We start from the raw sequence: 16,663 nt of genomic DNA, 5'->3' as shown, positions 1-16,663 counted from the left end.
TCCCTCACCCTCTCCCGCGAAGCGACGCGCAGCGGGGGAGGGCTGGGGAGGGGGCGCTACGGCGTAAATCCCTCGAAGACGATCTGATCGGCGAAGGCGAGCGCCGCCTTCGCCTGTTCCGCGTCGCGCACGGTCCATGTGGTGACGGGAATGCCGCGCTCCTCGCGGCAGCGGCGCGGAATCTCATGCGGCAGATCGGCGACGTTCCAGGAGAGAAAATCCGGCCGCGTGCGCTCGACATGAGAGAATTGCGTCAGCTCCTCCCGTTGCGCAGCGGTGAGAAAGCTCCAATCCGCCCCTTCATAGGAGGCTTGCGCGACGATCCCGAGCGGCACGCCCGCTATGCCGAAAGCGTCGAAATGCGCGCGCAATTCGGCGATCGGCGCCGGATCGAAGCTCTCGATCGCCGCGACGCCGTGATAATGCGCGACGATCTCCGCGACATTGCGGGCGAGGGCGAGATCGCCGTCGAAACGGCTCTTGATCTCGATGAACAGCGGAACATGTCCGCCGATCGTCGCGAGGAAATCGCGCAAGGTCGGCACGCCCTCGCGCGTTCCGCGCAGCGTCAAGCGCGCGATCTCATAATGGTTCAGCGCGTCGAGACGCCCGGTTCCGTCGGTCAGCCGCTCCAAGGTCTCGTCATGAAAGACGACGACCTCGCCATCGGCGCTCGCCTGCACGTCGCATTCTATGGCGTAGCCGGCGCAGGCGGCGGCGCGCGCCGCCGACAGCGAGTTCTCGACGATTGCGAGCGCGGGATCGTGCAGGCCTCTATGCGCGATCTCATGTTCCGTGAGCCAGTGATAGGGAACGCCGCCGCCGCGCGTCATCGCCTACTCCAATATTTCGAAGGTTCCATCCACTTCCACGGCCGCGTCGAGCGGAAGCTGAGCGACGCCGACGGCGAAGCGCGCATGGCGGCCATTCTCGCCGAGCACTGTGGCGACGAGATCGGAGGCGCCGTTCAGCACTTGCGGGAGCTGGCCGAAATCGCCGGCGCTGTTGATGAAGCCGCCGAGACGCAGCGCGCGCAGCCTGGCGAGATCGCCGCCCGCCGCCGCGGCCGCCTGCGCCAGAAGATTGAGCGCGGCGACGCGCGCGGCGGCCTGGCCGGCCTCGAGCGCGACGCCCGCGCCGAGCTTGCCCTTATGCGCGGGATCGATCGCGCCGCCGGGACCGACGGGCAATTGTCCGGAGACGAAGACGAAATTGCCGGAGCGCGTCCAGGGGACGTAATTGGCGACCGGCGCCGCCGGGGTGGGGAGGGTGAGGCCAAGGGCCTCGAGCCGGGCCAGCGGCGTCTGCGCTGTGTCGGTCATCGCTCGTTCCTTTCCGAATCTTACGAGAATCCTGCGTCTTTGCCCCCGACCGTAATTTGGCCAAGGTCGGGAGGCAATGCGTCCGGCGAGACTTCGCCTCGACATCTCGTTCGCCCGAGATAGAGTGGTCGAGTGAGCGCGGCGCGCGCAGCTACGACAGCCGGAGCGAAGAGAGGCCCCCTCCAGCCGCTGTCGTCGTCGACGCGAAGCGCCCGGGAGACGCCGGACCATAGCCAACTCGAGCTCGACAGAGGGAGAAAGACCCCACATGGCTCTGAAACACATCATCGGCGCTGCTCTCGCCTGCGCCTCCGTCCTCGCGCTGGCGCCGCATCTGGCGCAGGCCGACGCCGCCGCCACAGTGGCGGCCGTCGCCGCTCAGCCGCAGCTCGCGCCGCATCGCGCCGTCTATGATCTGACGTTGGGGCAGGCCTCCGGCAGCAAGGCCCCGACCGCGGCGCGCGGCCGCATCGCCTTCGACTTCACCGGCTCCTCCTGCGAGGGCTGGGTGCAGAATTTCCGCCAGATCACCGAATTGCAGCCCGCGGAAGGCCCGCCGCGCCTCTCCGACATGCGCTCGGCGACCTTCGAGGCAGGCGACGGCAAGGATTTCCGCTTCCGCATCGAGACCAAGCTCGACAATGTCCAGGCCGAGGATATCGACGGCAAGGCCAAGAAGAAGACCGGCGCCTCGCTCTCGGTCGATCTCGCCCGGCCCAAGCAGTCGACGCTCTCGCTGGACGGCGGCGCGCTGTTCCCGACCGAGCATTTGCGTCACATACTCGGCGCGGCGCTTTCCGACGAGCGCATTCTCGAGGCCAAAGTGTTCGACGGCTCCGGCGACGGCGAGAAGGTTTTCGACACATTGAGCGTGATCGGCAAGCCCACCAATGGCGCGGTCACCGAAAAGGCCGCGCAGCTCAAGGAGCTGGCGGGGCTGAAGCGCTGGCCGGTGTCGATCTCCTATTTCGAGCCCGGCAAGCGCGACGAGCAGCCGGTCTATGTGCTGTCCTTCGATCTCTATGAGAATGGCATCTCGCGCGCGCTGAAGCTCGACTATGGCGATTTCGCGCTCACCGGCGAGATGACCGAACTCTCGCTGCTGCCGAGCGCCGCCAACTGCAAGATGTGACGAAGTTTTCGTTCTTCGCCTTTCCCCCGCGAGCGGCTATCGAATGCACATCCTCGCCCCACGACGTCATGGCCGGGCTCGTCCCGGCCATCCACGCCGACACGCTGCGGCTTCTCGGATGGTTGGTGTGATGTCGAAGCTCCGGCGACCCTATCGGGCCCTGCCACGAACCCGCCCGACGCAAGCCGAAATCTGTCGATTTCCTCAAATTTCTCAGCTGCTTGGCGTGGATGGCCGGGACAAGCCCGGCCATGACGGCCGCTGGGTTTCGCTATGTGTGCATCCGATAGCCCGCGAGCGGAGAGAGGGGGAGAGCGTCCGGGTGATTTTCTGTGCGGATAAACGCCCCAGGCTCCTCATCCTCACCTTCTCCCCGCCAGCGGGGAGAAGGAAGCGGCAAGGCAGCGCGAAGCGGCTGTCTCGTCAGGCGGCGCGGCCGGCCTCGGTCGCCTTGGGAACCTCGATCAGCTTCCCGCTCTTCACATCATAGATGAAGCCGTAGATCGGAATGTTTTTCGGCGCCAGCGGATGCTCGCGGATGCGCTTCACATCCTGATAGACGCTCTCCTCCTGCGATTCGATGGTGAGCCATTTCACGAAATGGCCCGCCGTGCAGCCGCCGCCATGCTGCGGATTGGACCAGGCCGTCCCGTCGAAGGCCGCCGTCGCCAGGCTGTCGTCCAGAAGATCCGCCATCACCTCGTCGCAGAACAGCTCCATGCCGCAGTCGGAATGGTGGATCACGAACCATTCGAGCGTGCCGAGCAGCTTGTGCGAGATGACCAGCGAGCGAATGGCGTCATCGGAGGCGCGCCCACCGGCGTTGCGGATCACATGCGCGTCGCCTTCCGAGAGGCCGGCGTATTTGGCCGGGTCGAGCCGCGCGTCCATGCAGGTCAGTATCGCGAAGCGCCGCGCCGGCGGCAGAGCGAGCTGCGCCTTGTCTCCGAAATCCGCGACATATTTGTCGTTCGCCGCCAAGACTTCTGCGAGAATCGTCATTTGTTCCTCCCGATCGGCTTTTCGCCGTTCGGAATTTCTAAGGCGCGGGCTTTCCGGGTCGGAAATGCAGAATTTTCATGACCTCATTTATGGCGTTCATGAGTAGTTTCACGCTTCCCGATAGGCGAGCAGCATCAGCCCCGCCAAAGCGAAGGCGATCGGCCAGACGATCCCGGCTATGCGCGCACCGCGGCCGGGGAGGCGAATCTCCAGCCAGCGGGCGGAAGAGGCGAGCAGGCCCACCAGCGCCAGCGGCGTATGGGTGATTTCGATCAGAAACTCTTCCCTTATATTGGCGAGGCCGTGCGAATGGGCGAGCAGCAGCGCGCCGCCGACGCCGGTGATGAAGGGGAAGGCGAGCGGCGCCCATTGCGCCTTCACGCGCCGTGTCCGCACGCGCCATTCGAAAATGCCGAAGCCGATGATGAGCGCGAGGAAGATGCGGTGCTGCGCGATCTCCGGATCGCGCAGGCTCTCGATGAGGCCGAGCTGGCCGAGCGGCCACACCGCCTCGTCGGCGCGCAGGAACAGGAAGCCCGCGAGGCCCAGCATCAGCATCGGCCAATGGCGCGCGAAGGGGGAAAGGCGCGGCCAATGCTCGAGCAGCGCCAGCAGGCCCATCGCCGCGACGAACAGGCCGGCGATATGGTGATTATATTCCGACCAGGCGATGTCCTCGGCGTTGCGCTGCGCGATCACGGAAGCCGTGACGGCGTCCGTCGGCGGCGCGTCATCGGCGCGCGCGGTCTGGATCGGCGGCAGCGAGGTGGAGAGCGCGGCATGGTCGGGGCTCTCGAGGCGGGGCGGCCAGCGCGGCGTCACCCGCTCGACGATCTCGGCGAAGCTCACCCGGTCGCGCGCGAGATCGACCGCCGGCGGCAGCGAGGACAGCGAGGCGGCGGCGAAGACGACCGTCCATCCGACGCCGATCTCCACTTCCGCGAAACGACGCAGCCGCGTGACGGCGCCGCCGTCGGCCGGCGAGCGGCGGACGGCGAGGAAATTGAGCGCGCCGAGCGACAGCAGACCGGCGAAGAGCACGGTCTTCGCGCCGACCATGACACCATAGGAGACGCCGTAGAAATTCTCGACAGAGCCGATATAGACGAGCGCCATCGCCGCGCCGCCGGCGGCGATCATCGCCACGGCCGCCATAGCGAGATGTGAAAAGCGCAGGCCGATGGCGCGTTGCGCCTCGCCGTCCGGCGCGCGGGCGAGCGCCGTCAGAAAATAGGGAATGCCGCCGATCCATAGAGCGACGCCGGCCAGATGGGCGAGCTCCGCGGCCGCGAGGCCGGGCGGATTGTCGAGCCGGCTCACCGCATGGGTCGCGCCGAGCCGCGCGCAGACGAGCGCCGCCGCGCAGACGGCGAGGGGCAGGGGGCGGAGGTCGGGGCCGCGAATGGCGACAGCGAGCGCCAGGGCCGGCGCCGCAGCGAGTGCGTCCGCCTTCACCGCATCGGCGGTCAGCGCATCGGCGAAGGAGAGCTCCAGGGCGCCGACCAGCATTGTGGCGAGCGCCGCGGCGTCGAGGGCGACGAGACAGGCGAGCGCGACGGCGCTCCAGAACACGATGGCGCGCGCACGCTCGGCGATCGTCTGCGCCGAAGCGCCGAGTTGCGGCGCGAGCGGCCGGGCGACGAGCAGAAGAAAGGCGACGCCGCCGATGGCGAGCGACAGCGCGCTCGAAATGGAGCCGCGCAGAATGACGCTCAGAAAGCCATAGATTTCGATGAACTGCTGCATGGCTCAGCGGCCGACGCGAAAGGAGATGTCGCCGCGGGTGATATGGCCGTCGACGCTCAGCACCTGCCAGTGCAGCCGATAGGCGCCGTGTCGAAGATCGTGGAGCGCGGCGCGCAATTGGTCCGCGGCCCCGGCTTCGAGCAGGGGGAGAACCGTCCCATGCATGTCCGGCGCGATCAGCAGCAGCCGCGAGCGACGCGCGTCGATGCGGCAGTTGAAACGAAGCCCCACATCGAGATCGGGACCAGAGACGATCTGAGCCTCTCGCGGCGTCGATTCCGAGAGGACCGCATGCGCTTTCGCGGGCGGCGCCCCCTCTATCCAAATTGCCGTCGCCGCCCCGCCGATCGCCAAGACGATGTCACGCCCCCTCATGCCCGCCTTGCACTCCCTCGTTGTCGCCGGCGGCGTGACAATAGCGCGGCGGGCGGCCCGGCGCGTGGCTTTTTTGCGGGCGCCCCCGCCTCGTTGACCGGCGCTCGCGCGGCGACTAGCTTGCCGGCCGCAGCATAGGGACCGATGCAAATGACCGCGCCAGACAGACTTTCGCCTTCCCGCTCATTCCAGGGCCTCATTCTGACCCTGCAGAATTTCTGGGCGGCGCAGGGGTGCGTCATTCTGCAGCCTTACGATATGGAAATGGGCGCCGGCACGTTTCACCCGGCCACCACGCTGCGGGCGCTCGGCCCCAAGCCCTGGAAGGCGGCCTATGTGCAGCCGAGCCGGCGCCCCAAGGACGGCCGTTATGGCGAAAACCCAAATCGTCTCCAGCACTTCTATCAGTATCAGGTGATACTGAAGCCCTCGCCGCCGGATTTGCAGTCGCTCTATCTCGCCTCGCTCGAGGCGATCGGCGTCGACACCAGGCTGCATGACATTCGCTTCGTCGAGGATGATTGGGAGAGCCCGACGCTCGGCGCATGGGGGCTCGGCTGGGAGTGCTGGTGCGACGGCATGGAGATCTCGCAATTCACCTATTTTCAGCAGGTGGCCGGCTTCGATTGCGCGCCCGTCGCCGGCGAGCTGACCTACGGCCTCGAGCGTCTCGCCTGCTATCTGCAGGGCGTCGATTCGATCATGGAGCTGAATTTCAACGGCGGCGACGAGGATAAGGTCACCTATGGCGATGTCTTCCGGCAGGCTGAGCAGGAATATTCACGGCATAATTTCGAGGCCGCGAATACGGAGAAGCTCTTCTCCGATTTCCGCGCCGCTGAAGCCGAATGCCGCGCTCTGCTCGCCTTCGGCGACAAGGGCGAGGGCGAGCGGCATCTGATGGCGCTGCCCGCCTATGACCAATGCATAAAGGCCAGCCACGCCTTCAATCTGCTGGACGCGCGCGGCGTGATCTCGGTCACCGAGCGGCAGAGCTATATTTTGCGCGTGCGCGAATTGGCGCGCGCCTGTGGCGCCGCCTGGCTGCGCACAGAGGGCGGCTCCGCGGCGGCATAGAGAGAAGCCACGCTTGAAAGATGTCGGCTCGTTAGCCCGAGTTCGGAGCCTCATCCGGCACGCAGGGCTCCGAATCCAGGTTAACAAACCCTTCATAGCCACGTCATGGCCGCGACGAGCGCGGCATGACGCTGGAACACGTCTGCTCGCTAACCCGAATTCGGAGCCCTGATCCGCCTCGATTCATGTTTGACAAAAGTTCTTTTTATGTTCTATTTTTGTTCTTGTCTTCCTTTGAGTCCTTTTCGTGAGGGTCGTCATGTTCGTGGTCGATCGGGTCGAGCGCCGGGATAGGAGACCGGCGGAAAAGTCCATCATTCGCGGCCGGGAATTGGCGGCGCTGGATAAAACGTCGCTGCGGGAGCGCTTCTATTCCTGGCGCGCGGCCGATGGCGAACATTATGTATGCACGATCTTTCCCGCCGAGGAGGAGGCGCTGGTGGCGGGTTTCGCGCGCGCCGTCGTCATTGGCGTGGCGTGCGACGGCGGCCAGCGCCGTCCGGTCTGCGTATTGCTGGCGGAGGAGCTCGATACGCCGAGCGGGCGGCATGCGCGCGCCGCCGCCGGCGCGCTCGGCGTGAATGAATGGCATGTGCGCTTTTGCGCGCTGCCCGAGGTCGCGCGCTGTCTCGCCAGAGCCTTGCTGAACTGATCTGTCAGGCGCGCTCGGCGAGCCGAGCGGCGGGCGCGGAGAGCCGGCGCACGATCTCGGCGAGAGCCGGGTCGTGAATGTCGAGCTGCTGGAGATGCTCGTGCGTGTTGCGGACATAGGAGGGATTGTCGCCCGAGGCGCCGACGCCGCCCTCCACGAGCCGCGTCATCTCGTCGATCGACAGGCGCCCCGCATATTGCTCATGGCCGCGGTCGACGATGAAGGCGAGCGCGCGGGCCGAGCCGCCCTCGGCGAAGCGCAGCCCCACTATGCGCTCGACATAGACGGAGGTCACCAATTCACGGGCGCGAAGATAGGCGATGGTCTCGTCGCGCGCCGGGCCGGCGACACGAAAGGCGACGCCGAGACAAGAGCCGCCATAGTCGAGGCCCAGCACCAGGCCCGGACGCTCGCGCGTTCCGCGGTGGACATGGGAGAAGACGCAGAGCGATCGGTGGTAGCCATGCACCCAGGCGAGGGCGCTTTCGAGAAATTCGAAACCCGGCCGCCACATCAACGAACCATAGCCGAACACCCAGAAATCGCCGTCCATCGTCGCCATCGATCGCAGACCTCTCCTTTCGCGCTCCAGATTCGTTCGATTCCGTCGCCGGGTAAAGTTATTTGTGACGCCGCGACGCGCGGCCCGGCGTTCAACTCGTTCGATTGCTCAGAGCCTGTGGTCCTCGATGGTGGCGATGAGCAATGCGACGATGCCCCACACGATGGCGAAGCCGAGGAAGATCAGCAAGGGGAATGTCACCCGGTGTGGATAGCGCGAGATCTCCGGGGGCGCGGGGGGAACAAAGACGGTGAGATAGATGCTCTGCCGATTGGCGCGCAATTGCGCGCGGTCGAGATCGGCCTTGGAGAGCGCGTAGAAGCGTTCGGCCATGGCCTTGCGGACCTCGAGCTCCTCGAATTTCGCCAGAATTCCGGCCAGGGTGGAGCCGGAGGCGCCTATTCCGTCATTGGAGGTGAGCTTCCCCTTCAGCTCCTTGATCTGTCGTTCGGTGGAGTCGAGCTGCTCGCGCAGAACCCGCACCGTCGGCGCGTCGGGCGACAATTCATGGCCGGAGACGAAAAGCTCGCTGTCGAGCTTGATCTTCTGCGCGACGAGCGGCGCGAGCAGACGGCCGATCTCGGTGCCGGTCAGGGTCGGGTCGATCACGCCGAACTCGTCGCGGAATTTGTGGAGATCGGCCAGCGCCTCCTGCACGGCTTCGAAGGAGCGGCGCACGTCCTTCTCCGCCATTGCTGTGGCGTCGCGCCGCGCCCGCACGGAAATGCGATTGACCAGCGCCTCGCTCGCCGCGACGATGGCGGAGGCGAGCGCATAGGCGTCCTCCTTGCGGAAGGCGCGGACATCGACGGTGACGAGGCTGGAATTGGCGTCGACGGTGGTCTCGACCATGGACTGCCAATAGTCGGTCAACTCGTCGATCGTCGCATTGCGCGGCAGGCGGGTCAGGAAATCGGCTTCCGGCCGGCGGTAGATCGCGCGCAGATCGAGCTTGGCCATGACATCCGTGACGATCGCCCGGCTGCGAATATAGCTCGTCACTATGTGGGCGTTCTGGCCGGAGGGCGTGAAGGTGAAGGTCGCAGACTCGCCCTTGGGCGTCGCGACCGCCTCCAATTCGATGGCGCGCACCGCAAATCGCGTCTCGACGGAAAATTGATCGGCCGCGAAAAAGGCGAAATAGACCGCCGCCGCGAAAGAGGGGACGATCACGAAAGCGATGAAGCTCAGCCAGATCGGCGGAATTTTGGTGCGGCTCTCGAGCGCGCGATTGGCTTCCGCCGCGATTCGCTCGACCTGCTCGGCGAGCTGACGCGCGGCCTCCGGCGCATGGGCGAGCGGCCGCAACCATGCGGCCGGAACGAGCGAGCGCGAGGGACGCGCGACCTGCCGCAGGCCGACGCGTTCGTCCTGCTCGTCGAGCGGGGGTTTGGTCTCGATCATCGGGGCCTTCCGATAATTCGCGCAGAATGCGGCGAGCGCGAGGCGGCCAGGGCCGCGGCGTCATGCGTCGTATTCAAGTCGTGCGTCGTCAAAAGGCCTCCTCGATCGCCGCTTTGGCGGTGTGGTAGATTTCGAGGTCCTGCTCCAGCAGCAGCTCGACCTCCGGCAACCGGCGCAGCTCCCGCGCCAGCTCGCCCACGGCCGCGAAATGGGGAATCATCGGCAGCGTCGCGGGCTCTATGTCGAGCAGAGCTTCGATCTCCTCGAGAAAGCGGTCCTGATTCTCCCGCAGTCCGACCACGGTGAAGCTGGCCAGAGCGGCGAGCGCCTTGGCGACGCCGTTCTTGGGCGGCGGCTCGTCCAGCGATTCGGCGGCGAGCTGCCGCGTCAGCGGATTGGCGAATGCGCCGATGACGTCGCGCGGCATGGCGTCGAAGGCGCGCCTCAGCCCGGAGCCGTCCGGCTCGATCTGCTGCGCGAATTCGATCGCCCGCTGGTAGGAGATCATGTCTCTCGCCCCCAGCAGCTCGTCGCCGAAGCGCGACACATGCTTCAAGGTCAGCAGCCGCTCGGCGAGCTCGAGATAGGGATCGTGTATCAGGATGATGGTCTTGAACTTTTCGTGTATGTAATTGAAATAGGTGTTGAATGTCAGCCGACCGCTCACATAGAGCGAGGAGACGTTGTCGAGCAGGAACACTTGGAGCGCGGTCTCGCGCCCATGCCGCTCGACGCCCTTGTGGAAGAATTGAAACCTGTGCTCGACCTTCTCGTCCAGCCGCCACAGCGGAAAGAGATGCGTCTCCAGGCGAAAGACGCGCCGATGCGTGACCTCCGAGCCATTGCGCCGCCGGTAGATCATGATCCCCGACTTGGCCTCGCGGATCTCGAGGCTCTGATTCAGGGCGAGATCGGGAACGATCGAATCGTCGACGGTGAAGCCGCAGAGACCTGTCGCATGCCGCCCCGCGGCCACCAGCGATGGCCGCGCCTCGCGGCAAGGCAGCTCCGCGATCTCTATGCCGCTCTGGGTGATGCGAAGCGTCGGCGAGGCGGAATAATCGTCTGGAACGACATAGCCGACGATCTGGTCGCCGCGGTCGGCTTCGATGCTGAACAACATGAGCCCAATTCCGTTTCCGGCCGGTCTCGCTCTCGCTGGCGTCCTTCGGCGCCCATCGGGGCCGGGACGCCGATTCGTCACGAATCGGCCGCTGCGCGCGCCGCTTTCGCGCGCTGTCTCGCATATAGGCGGGCCCGCCTCAAGCGCGCGGCTCTCGGCCGGGCTCGCCTTACGCATGCCTCTCTTACCGTATTGCTGCGCTGCGGGAAACGGCGTGCCGCATTGCGGTAGAAAATCGCAATATCGCCCGCTCTCCGTCCGATTTTCGCCGGGATCGGTGGGCTTTGGCGCTCACCACCAGCCGCGGCCCCAATAATAGCCTCGCGGTCCGAAACCATAGGGGGTGTCGTAGCGGGAGGCGCGCCGATCGGCGGAACGATCGAGGTCCACTTGCAGAAGGCATTTGGAAAACGGGTCGGATCCGGGTCGGAATCCGTAGCTTCGGCAGCGCGTCTCGTCGGCGGCGCGTTGCTCGGCCAGGCTCGTGGTGTTGCAGGCCCCGACGAGGAGCGCCGCGGCCGCCGCGATCAGCAGCTTGGTGATCGGCATGTCGTCCTCCTGTCCGCCTCCGGGCTCTCGGGCGGTTGCGCGCGTGATGTGGACAATATAGCCGAGGCCGCGGCGCGGATCGAGAGGCGCCGGCGTCCAGAATCCGCCGCAGCGCGCCGAAAAAACCATTTCTCGACGAATTCATTGCGGGATGCGTCCGGTTGCGGCTATCGTTCGGAGAGAGTTGCGGCGCCAATGCGCGCCGCGGGACGAGAAACGAGGATATTTTGCTACGCACGCCGAAATATGAGAAGGGAACCGGCGCTGAGCCTGCCGGAGCCGAGAAGATCGTGGCGGCGCGCCAGGACGACGGAGGCGGCGGGCGGAAGATGGCGACCGAAAAAAAGCCGACGACGATCAAGAAATACGCCAATCGTCGTCTCTACGACACCGGCACGAGCACCTATGTCACGCTCGAGGATCTCGCCGCCATGGTCAAGCGCGGCGAGGATTTCGTCGTCTGCGACGCCAAGACCGGGGAGGACATCACCCGCCCGGTGCTGACGCAGATCATCTTCGAGCAGGAGGGCAAGGACGGGCAGAGCCTCCTGCCCATCGCGTTTCTGCGTCAGCTCATCCGCTTCTATGGCGATTCGATGCAGATGCTGGTGCCGAGCTATCTCGAGTTCAGCATCGATCGGCTGACGCGCGACCAGCAGAAGTTCCGCGATCAGGTGTCGCAGGCGCTCGAGGGCGCGCCCTTCGGCGCGCCGACCCGTCAGGCCTTTCAGTCGCTCGAGGAGCAGGCGCGCAAGAATATGGCGGTGTTCCGCCATGCGCTGACGATGTTCAATCCCTTCGGCCTGCCGGCCGAGCCGCCCGCCGCCTCCAGCGAGGCCACGGCGGCCGCGGAGGCGCCGCCGCGCTCCGATCTCGACGAGATGAAGCGCCAGCTCGACGAGCTGAACAAGCGCATCGACCTTTTGTCGAACAAGAACGGCTGACGCACGCCGGCTTCCGCTCGAACGATCCCGTTCGAGCGGAAAAGCCTCTCGGCCTCAGGCCCGGCGGGCGAGGCCGTGCGCCTCGCCGGGCGAGGACGCCACCACCGCGGAGCCGAACAGCGAGCCCTGGAAGAAGTCGACGCCCCAGCCGCGCAGCAGCTGCGCGGTCGCTTCGTCCTCCACCCATTCCGCGACGATCTTCAGCCCGAGATGCTTGGCGAGATCGGTGAGGGTGCGCACGAAGAAGCGATCGTCCTCCGATTTGATGATGTTCTGGATGAAGACGCCGTCGATCTTGACGAAGTCGAAGTCCAGCAGGCGCAGATTGCGGAAGGATGTGTGTCCGGCGCCGAAATCGTCCATGGCGAATTTGATGCCGAGGCGCTTGCAGTCGCAGATCAGCTGCCGCGTCTTGTCGAAATCGTCGATCAGCGTCGTCTCGGTGATCTCTATGGTCAGACGATCGGCGACGCCCGCATAGACCCGCGTCGCATTGCTGAGCCATGCTGGCCATTCCGGATCGTGCAGCGTCGTGACGGAGGCGTTCACCGAAAGGCGTAGCGAGGGGTCGGCGCGCAGGCGCGTGAGCGCCAGCTCCAGCACGCGCTGGTCCAAAAGCCGCACGAGCCCGGATTTCTCGGCGATCGGCAGAATATCGCCGGGAACCACGATCGAGCCGTCGGCGAGACGCACGCGCAGCAAGGCTTCGTAAAAGGCGGTTTCGCCGGACTGCGCCCCGACGATCGGCTGAAAAGCCAGCTCGACGCGGCGCTCGTTGAGCGCCGAGACGACGCTGTCGGAGATCTGCAGAGCATGCAGCCGTCCATTGTCGCGCGCGAGCGAGATGGCGTAGCAGACGAGCCGCTGGGCGTTGCGCTGACGCGCGGCGTCGAGCGCCTCTTCAGCGTGCTGGAACAGAACCGCCGGCGATCGTCCGTCACGGGGCGCGACGACGGCGCCGATCCGCGCCGACACGGAAATCGAGCCGATTTCGGTCGTGAACGGCGAATGGGCGACGACGTCGATGAGCCGCTGGCCCGTCGCCTTGGCCTGCTCGACGTCGCAATTCTCGAGCAGCACGGCGAATTTATTGCCGGCGTAGCGCGCCACGAGATCATTGACGCGGACATTGGTGCGCAGCCGCGAGGCCAGGCCGATGATGATCTCGTCGCCTGCGTCATAGCCGTAGGTGCGGTTGAGCGCGAAGAGATTTTCCAGTGCGACCAGCAATATCGCGAAAGGCTTGCGTGACTTTTCCGGCTGTCCGAGCAGGCGCAGCGAATGTTCGGCGAGCAGCGCGCGGCTCATCGCTCCGGTGAGCGCGTCGAATTGCGCGCTATGCGTCAGCCGGCGCTCCATCTCGTGGCGCTCGGTGATCACGCGGACGACGCCATGGGCGTGGCTCGGGCGACCGTCGCGGCCGACGAACCATTTGCCGCAATCCTCGATCCAGACGAGCGGGCCGCCGCCGGTCTCGCGCGGCGGCGCGAGGGCGTAGATCGCATTGAAGGGCACGCCGCGCCCATCGTCGCTGCCCGTCGACATGACGATGGCGTCGAAGCGCGAGGTCGCGCTCTGCGCGCCGAGCCGCTCGCCATAGGCGCGCCCCGTCGAGAGGTCGACCTGCGCGAAGGGGGCGAGCACGTCGGTGAGATTCTCGCCCCAGCTGAGCCGATCGGTCGCTATGTCCCATTCATAGGGGAGCATGCCGATCGAGGCGAGTATGTCGAGAGAAACTGGTCCCGCCGACTGTTGCTGCGTGGTCGGATCGATCGCCGTGCCGGGCGAGGAGGCCGGCTCCTGCAATCCCGTGGAAACCGCCTTATCGGCGAGATGGCGCAATTGCATCGGTTGGGCCTGATCGACAGAATACGGATGGCAGTCAGTATTGGGGCCCAAAAGTAAACGGGTCGTTTAGAAAGGCCTATTCTCCGCCCTCGGCGCGCGGCGGCTGGAAATGGGCGGGGGCGAGCTCGAAACGGGAAAATTCGAAGCCCGGCGCGACCGTGCAGCCGACCAGAGTCCAGGCGCCGAGGCTGCGCGCGCTCTGCCAATGTCCAGCCGGCACGACGATCTGCGGATGTTCGCCGCGCGTCACCTGCGGCCCGAGACGATGCCGCTGCGCGGCGTCGCCGGTCGCCGATATATCGAGGGCGAGCGGCGCGCCGGCGTAGAAATGCCAGATCTCGGCGGCGTCGACGCGATGCCAGGCGGAGACCTCTCCCGCGCCGAGCAGATAATAGATGGCCGTGGAGGCGGCGCGGCCGTTCTCGACCGCGCGCGCATCGCGGAACGTCTCGCGATAGAAGCCGCCTTCGGGATGCGGCTCCAGCCCCAGCAGCCGCGCAATGTCCGCCGCACTGAGCGGGGCGTTCGATTCTGTCGTCATCGAAACACATTTTTCCTTTCGCGCATTTCGGCGAAGACGCGGACCGCGTCGGCGTTCTCCATGCCGAGCGCCTGCCGCAGCAGCGGGTCCTCCGCACGCAGGAAGGGATTGGTCGCGAGCTCGAGGGCGATCGTCGTCGGCAGAGTGGGCTTGCCCTCGGCGCGCAGCGCGTCGACCTCGCGGGCGCGGTCGGCGAGCAGAAGATTGCGCGGATCGACGGTCCGCGCGAAGCGCGCATTCGCCTGCGTATATTCGTGGCCGCAATAGACGCGCGTCTCCGGCGGCAGCTCGGCGAGCCGCTCGAGCGTCGCATACATGACGTCCATCGGCGTCTCGAAGACGCGGCCGCAGCCTAAGGAGAACAGCACGTCGCCGACGAACAGGATCTCATCCTCCTCGAAGTGATAGAGAATATGCCCGATCGTGTGACCCGGCGCCTCTATGACCCGCGCCGCCGCCGAGCCGACCGTCACCAGATCGCCTTCGCCCACTTCGAGATCGAGGCCGGGAATGCGCGCCCGATCCTTGCGCGGACCGACGACGCGCGCCTTTGGAAAGAGCGCCTTCAGCCCCGCCACGCCCTGAATGTGGTCGGCGTGATGATGGGTGACGAGAATATCGGTGAGGGACCAGCCTCGCCGCGACAATTCGGCCGCTATGGCGCGCGCGTCGGGCGCGTCGATCGAGGCGACGGCTCCCGTGGCCTCGTCCCGCAGCAGCAGGCCGAAATTATCGGCGAGGCAATTGAATTGAACGACGTCTACGCTCATCCGGCTGCTCCTGTCGGCGCGCGCGGCTCGCGCGGTCTTTGTCGCGGCCGCGGCCATTTGGCGCGCGGCCGTTTCGCGCGCGGCCTTTTCGTGCGCTTGCGTCGCGCCGAAGATATTGCCAAATAGCAGATATGTCTCTCGACGTCGTCGACCTGCGGAATTTTTACGGTTCGCCGCTGGGCCAGGTGGCGCGCCGCCTTGTCGGGCGCATGGCGCGGACCCGCTGGGACGACCACTCCGGCCTGCGCGTGCTCGGGATCGGCTACGCCACGCCCTATCTCGTCGATTTCCAGGAGCGGGCGCAGCGCGTCCTCGCCTTCATGCCAGCGGCCCAGGGCGTCGTCCATTGGCCGAACGGCGGCCGCTCGGCCTCGGCGCTGGTCGAGACCACGATGATGCCGCTGCCGGACGCCAGCATCGACCGCGTTCTGGTCGTGCATGCGCTCGAGGTCGGCGAATCGCCGCGCGATATTCTGGAGGAGATCTGGCGCGTTCTCGCGCCGGGGGGGCGGGTGATCGTCGTCGTGCCCAGCCGGTCCGGCCTGTGGGCGCGCGTCGACACCACGCCTTTCGGCCATGGCCACCCCTATTCGCGCGGCCAGCTCCAGAGCCTGTTGCAGGAGACGCTGCTGCTGCCCGTCTTCTGGGGCGAGGCGCTCTATGTGCCGCCCTTCGCCCGAGCCTCGCTCTTGCGCTCGGCCCCGGCCTTCGAGCGGATCGCCGGGCGTTTCTCGCTACCGGGGGGCGGCGTCCATATCGTCGAGGCGACGAAGCAGCTCTACCGGCCAGCGGCGCTGCGGCGCGCGGTGCGCCGCGCGCTGCCGCCGCTCGAGGAGGTGCTCGCCCCGGTCGGCGCGGGCGCCGGCCGCGACGGCGTCCCCGCGCTCTGAGGCGAAGCTCAGCGCCCCGCGCCGCCGCCGCGGCCGCCGAATTCGACCGGCAGGCCGAAGCTTCTCGCCAAAAACAGCCCGCCATGCAGCAGGCCGGCATTGTCGATGCCATGGTCGAGGCCGGCGGAGAGATGCCATTGCGTCGGCACATCGGCCTTGGCGAGCGCATTGGCGGAGAGCAGCAGCGCCTCCGCCGGGATCATCGAATCCTCCTCGCCATGGACGAGCAGCACCGCCGGCGGCTTGGTCCCGAATTGCGGCGGAATGTCCGCCGGCTCCGTTCCCGCCACCAGAATGCCCGAATAGCCGAGAATGGCCGCCGGCGGCCGGCGCAGCCGCAGGCCGACATGCAGCGCCAGCATCGTCCCCTGGCTGAAGCCGACCAGCGCCAATTTGCTCTCGTCGAGCTCGTTCCTGGCCAGTTCCTCGGTCAGAAAGGAGTCGAGCAGGGGGCGCGTCGCCACCACGCCGCGCCAACGCTCCTCCGGATCGCGCATGGTCAGCGGAAACCATTGTCGCCCGGCCGGCGACAGCGCGCAGCGCTCCGGCGCATGGGGGGAGACGAAGGCGGCGTCCGGCAGGAAGGCGCGCCATTGCCGGCCGATCTCGATGAGGTCGGCGCCGTCCGCGCCATAGCCGTGGAGGAAGACGACGAGCTGTTTCGCCTTGCCGGATTTGGGTTGAATTCGCGGGCCGTCGATCTGGGACGCCATTGTCTTATCTCGC

Annotated in this window: 18 protein-coding genes; 5 read left to right on the top strand and 13 right to left on the bottom strand. The window is 66.5% G+C overall.

Going from position 1 to position 16,663, the window contains the following annotated elements:
* Positions 1 to 56: 56 nt before the first annotated feature.
* Positions 57 to 833 (bottom strand): glycerophosphodiester phosphodiesterase family protein, encoded by a 777-nt coding sequence (locus AC6IY7_RS01215; RefSeq protein WP_497781160.1) that lies wholly within the window; start codon positions 831 to 833, stop codon positions 57 to 59.
* Between the two features lie 3 nt (positions 834 to 836).
* Entirely contained in the window at positions 837 to 1,322 is a 486-nt protein-coding gene (locus AC6IY7_RS01210) for a RidA family protein (protein ID WP_497781159.1), read from the bottom strand.
* A gap of 268 nt (positions 1,323 to 1,590) precedes the next feature.
* Here AC6IY7_RS01210 and AC6IY7_RS01205 point away from each other — a divergent pair, with 268 nt between their 5' ends.
* Positions 1,591 to 2,454 carry a cell envelope integrity EipB family protein gene (locus AC6IY7_RS01205; RefSeq protein WP_497781157.1) on the top strand — a complete coding sequence of 288 codons (864 nt, stop codon included), beginning with the start codon at positions 1,591 to 1,593 and terminating at the stop codon, positions 2,452 to 2,454.
* A gap of 423 nt (positions 2,455 to 2,877) precedes the next feature.
* Here AC6IY7_RS01205 and AC6IY7_RS01200 read toward each other — a convergent pair whose 3' ends face one another.
* The 3 genes from AC6IY7_RS01200 to AC6IY7_RS01190 form a co-directional block, all read right to left on the bottom strand.
* Positions 2,878 to 3,456: a beta-class carbonic anhydrase gene (locus tag AC6IY7_RS01200; protein ID WP_497781156.1), complete on the bottom strand. Its 579-nt coding sequence runs from the start codon at positions 3,454 to 3,456 to the stop codon at positions 2,878 to 2,880.
* Positions 3,457 to 3,564: 108 nt separating this feature from the next.
* Positions 3,565 to 5,202, bottom strand: coding sequence for a CopD family protein (locus AC6IY7_RS01195; protein WP_497781155.1), 1,638 nt, complete (start codon positions 5,200 to 5,202; stop codon positions 3,565 to 3,567).
* A gap of 3 nt (positions 5,203 to 5,205) precedes the next feature.
* Complete coding sequence (locus tag AC6IY7_RS01190) at positions 5,206 to 5,577, bottom strand: copper resistance CopC family protein (RefSeq protein WP_497781154.1); 372 nt, start codon at positions 5,575 to 5,577, stop codon at positions 5,206 to 5,208.
* A 150-nt stretch (positions 5,578 to 5,727) separates the two neighbouring features.
* Here AC6IY7_RS01190 and AC6IY7_RS01185 point away from each other — a divergent pair, with 150 nt between their 5' ends.
* Complete coding sequence (locus AC6IY7_RS01185) at positions 5,728 to 6,654, top strand: glycine--tRNA ligase subunit alpha (RefSeq protein ID WP_497781153.1); 927 nt, start codon at positions 5,728 to 5,730, stop codon at positions 6,652 to 6,654.
* Between the two features lie 247 nt (positions 6,655 to 6,901).
* Positions 6,902 to 7,306, top strand: coding sequence for a hypothetical protein (locus AC6IY7_RS01180; protein WP_497781152.1), 405 nt, complete (start codon positions 6,902 to 6,904; stop codon positions 7,304 to 7,306).
* 4 nt (positions 7,307 to 7,310) lie between these two features.
* Here AC6IY7_RS01180 and AC6IY7_RS01175 read toward each other — a convergent pair whose 3' ends face one another.
* The 4 genes from AC6IY7_RS01175 to AC6IY7_RS01160 form a co-directional block, all read right to left on the bottom strand.
* Complete coding sequence (locus tag AC6IY7_RS01175) at positions 7,311 to 7,868, bottom strand: gamma-glutamylcyclotransferase (protein WP_497781150.1); 558 nt, start codon at positions 7,866 to 7,868, stop codon at positions 7,311 to 7,313.
* A 108-nt stretch (positions 7,869 to 7,976) separates the two neighbouring features.
* On the bottom strand, positions 7,977 to 9,272 hold the full coding sequence (locus AC6IY7_RS01170) for a KpsE/RkpR family capsule polysaccharide export protein (RefSeq protein ID WP_497781149.1): 1,296 nt from the start codon (positions 9,270 to 9,272) through the stop codon (positions 7,977 to 7,979).
* A gap of 88 nt (positions 9,273 to 9,360) precedes the next feature.
* On the bottom strand, positions 9,361 to 10,395 hold the full coding sequence (locus tag AC6IY7_RS01165) for a hypothetical protein (RefSeq protein WP_497781148.1): 1,035 nt from the start codon (positions 10,393 to 10,395) through the stop codon (positions 9,361 to 9,363).
* A gap of 291 nt (positions 10,396 to 10,686) precedes the next feature.
* Positions 10,687 to 10,944: a hypothetical protein gene (locus AC6IY7_RS01160; protein WP_497781146.1), complete on the bottom strand. Its 258-nt coding sequence runs from the start codon at positions 10,942 to 10,944 to the stop codon at positions 10,687 to 10,689.
* A 329-nt stretch (positions 10,945 to 11,273) separates the two neighbouring features.
* Here AC6IY7_RS01160 and phaR point away from each other — a divergent pair, with 329 nt between their 5' ends.
* On the top strand, positions 11,274 to 11,888 hold the full coding sequence (gene phaR, locus AC6IY7_RS01155; protein WP_497782760.1) for a polyhydroxyalkanoate synthesis repressor PhaR: 615 nt from the start codon (positions 11,274 to 11,276) through the stop codon (positions 11,886 to 11,888).
* A 54-nt stretch (positions 11,889 to 11,942) separates the two neighbouring features.
* Here phaR and AC6IY7_RS01150 read toward each other — a convergent pair whose 3' ends face one another.
* The 3 genes from AC6IY7_RS01150 to gloB all read right to left on the bottom strand — a co-directional run bounded on the left by AC6IY7_RS01150 (position 11,943) and on the right by gloB (position 15,047).
* Entirely contained in the window at positions 11,943 to 13,736 is a 1,794-nt protein-coding gene (locus tag AC6IY7_RS01150; protein WP_497781145.1) for a putative bifunctional diguanylate cyclase/phosphodiesterase, read from the bottom strand.
* A gap of 76 nt (positions 13,737 to 13,812) precedes the next feature.
* Entirely contained in the window at positions 13,813 to 14,277 is a 465-nt protein-coding gene (locus AC6IY7_RS01145; RefSeq protein ID WP_497781144.1) for a cupin domain-containing protein, read from the bottom strand.
* Positions 14,274 to 15,047 (bottom strand): hydroxyacylglutathione hydrolase, encoded by a 774-nt coding sequence (gene gloB / locus AC6IY7_RS01140; RefSeq protein ID WP_497781143.1) that lies wholly within the window; start codon positions 15,045 to 15,047, stop codon positions 14,274 to 14,276. The genes AC6IY7_RS01145 and gloB overlap by 4 nt, the downstream gene beginning before the upstream one ends.
* Before the next feature lie 131 nt (positions 15,048 to 15,178).
* Here gloB and AC6IY7_RS01135 point away from each other — a divergent pair, with 131 nt between their 5' ends.
* The gene (locus tag AC6IY7_RS01135; protein ID WP_497781142.1) at positions 15,179 to 15,937 is read left to right on the top strand and encodes a class I SAM-dependent methyltransferase; all 759 of its coding nucleotides are present in this window, start codon (positions 15,179 to 15,181) and stop codon (positions 15,935 to 15,937) included.
* Positions 15,938 to 15,945: 8 nt separating this feature from the next.
* Here the strand turns inward: AC6IY7_RS01135 and AC6IY7_RS01130 are convergent, their stop codons facing one another.
* Positions 15,946 to 16,650 carry an alpha/beta hydrolase gene (locus AC6IY7_RS01130; RefSeq protein ID WP_497781141.1) on the bottom strand — a complete coding sequence of 235 codons (705 nt, stop codon included), beginning with the start codon at positions 16,648 to 16,650 and terminating at the stop codon, positions 15,946 to 15,948.
* Positions 16,651 to 16,663 lie beyond the last annotated feature (13 nt).

Source organism: Methylosinus sp. is20ea (assembly GCF_059718135.1).
Note: the sequence above shows the minus strand (reverse complement) of the source record. Positions and strands in the feature narration are given on the sequence as shown.

Excerpts from the sequence above, each read along its gene's own strand:
- AC6IY7_RS01215 (WP_497781160.1), bottom strand. The coding sequence starts at position 833 with ATGACGCGCGGCGGCGGCGTTCCCTATCACTGGCTCACGGAACATGAG.
- AC6IY7_RS01210 (WP_497781159.1), bottom strand. The coding sequence starts at position 1,322 with ATGACCGACACAGCGCAGACGCCGCTGGCCCGGCTCGAGGCCCTTGGC.
- AC6IY7_RS01205 (WP_497781157.1), top strand. The coding sequence starts at position 1,591 with ATGGCTCTGAAACACATCATCGGCGCTGCTCTCGCCTGCGCCTCCGTC.
- AC6IY7_RS01200 (WP_497781156.1), bottom strand. The coding sequence starts at position 3,456 with ATGACGATTCTCGCAGAAGTCTTGGCGGCGAACGACAAATATGTCGCG.
- AC6IY7_RS01195 (WP_497781155.1), bottom strand. The coding sequence starts at position 5,202 with ATGCAGCAGTTCATCGAAATCTATGGCTTTCTGAGCGTCATTCTGCGC.
- AC6IY7_RS01190 (WP_497781154.1), bottom strand. The coding sequence starts at position 5,577 with ATGAGGGGGCGTGACATCGTCTTGGCGATCGGCGGGGCGGCGACGGCA.
- AC6IY7_RS01185 (WP_497781153.1), top strand. The coding sequence starts at position 5,728 with ATGACCGCGCCAGACAGACTTTCGCCTTCCCGCTCATTCCAGGGCCTC.
- AC6IY7_RS01175 (WP_497781150.1), bottom strand. The coding sequence starts at position 7,868 with ATGGCGACGATGGACGGCGATTTCTGGGTGTTCGGCTATGGTTCGTTG.
- AC6IY7_RS01170 (WP_497781149.1), bottom strand. The coding sequence starts at position 9,272 with ATGATCGAGACCAAACCCCCGCTCGACGAGCAGGACGAACGCGTCGGC.
- AC6IY7_RS01165 (WP_497781148.1), bottom strand. The coding sequence starts at position 10,395 with ATGTTGTTCAGCATCGAAGCCGACCGCGGCGACCAGATCGTCGGCTAT.
- AC6IY7_RS01160 (WP_497781146.1), bottom strand. The coding sequence starts at position 10,944 with ATGCCGATCACCAAGCTGCTGATCGCGGCGGCCGCGGCGCTCCTCGTC.
- phaR (WP_497782760.1), top strand. The coding sequence starts at position 11,274 with ATGGCGACCGAAAAAAAGCCGACGACGATCAAGAAATACGCCAATCGT.
- AC6IY7_RS01150 (WP_497781145.1), bottom strand. The coding sequence starts at position 13,736 with ATGCAATTGCGCCATCTCGCCGATAAGGCGGTTTCCACGGGATTGCAG.
- AC6IY7_RS01145 (WP_497781144.1), bottom strand. The coding sequence starts at position 14,277 with ATGACGACAGAATCGAACGCCCCGCTCAGTGCGGCGGACATTGCGCGG.
- gloB (WP_497781143.1), bottom strand. The coding sequence starts at position 15,047 with ATGAGCGTAGACGTCGTTCAATTCAATTGCCTCGCCGATAATTTCGGC.
- AC6IY7_RS01135 (WP_497781142.1), top strand. The coding sequence starts at position 15,179 with ATGTCTCTCGACGTCGTCGACCTGCGGAATTTTTACGGTTCGCCGCTG.
- AC6IY7_RS01130 (WP_497781141.1), bottom strand. The coding sequence starts at position 16,650 with ATGGCGTCCCAGATCGACGGCCCGCGAATTCAACCCAAATCCGGCAAG.